The organism is Corynebacterium sp. HMSC058E07, from assembly GCF_001809885.1.
GTDB classification, from domain to species: Bacteria; Actinomycetota; Actinomycetes; order Mycobacteriales; family Mycobacteriaceae; genus Corynebacterium; species Corynebacterium macclintockiae.
This window is the reverse complement of the sequence record NZ_KV799288.1, coordinates 1-781: the sequence shown is the minus strand read 5'-3', so window position 1 is coordinate 781 and position 781 is coordinate 1. Positions and strand designations below refer to the sequence as shown.

The following is a 781-nucleotide window of genomic DNA, read 5'->3' as shown; positions in this document are numbered from 1 at the left end:
GGAAATCCAGCACCTCATCAAATTGAACTACGGCTAAGCTCGCTTTAATGCAAGTCTCCTTACCACTTTGAGTTCCCAAAGTCGAGGATTTTTCCGGATATATTCCGTCCTTTTATTCGACTAGGCTTGTCAGTGTACCCTTCGTACCTATAGCTGGTTTCTTCCACCTCGCAGAACTCGACGGTGTGACCACCTTATTCGCTTCCGTGGACACCATGTCCAAGGAGGCAGTCGGCGTCATAAAACAAGCAGGGCACACGCCCAACGGCTACTTCCTCGACAACCTGGAAACCAATCAACCGGCCGAAATGGTGCTGCGTATCACTACCGCTACGATGGCCACGGACGTGTCACCGCCCAAGTCGGCACCGGTGGTATGGTCCCCAACATCCTCTACTGGGGCGACGACACCGGCGATGACGCGCCACTTGGTGGCACCGTCTGCGTACTCATCGAAACCGCCGGCGACTTCACCGGCGACCCTCTGGAACTCGGCGACAGCGTCGTTGACACCTACCTCGACCGCCTCCACCACCTCCCCCTCTACCAAGCCCTCCTCAACGGTGGACTCGACGAAGCAGGCCTGACCGGCCGCGGCCGCACCACCAACCGCGACACCACCACCAACTGGACCATCCCCACCGACTGGCTGACCGACGACCTCCTCGGCGACATCCGCCCCACCGTCTACCGCGCCACCGCCTCCGGCGACGTCTGGCGCATCATCACCCCCGAAGGCGGCATCCAAGACACCACCTACACCAACCACCACCTCCCATCC

The 781-nt window shown here is 59.9% G+C and carries 1 protein-coding gene; it reads left to right on the top strand.

The window, feature by feature from the left end; genetic code table 11:
• Window positions 1-376: 376 nt before the first annotated feature.
• Window positions 377-781: hypothetical protein (locus tag HMPREF2678_RS09815; RefSeq protein WP_141747095.1), on the top strand; the 405-nt coding region annotated here is incomplete at its 3' end.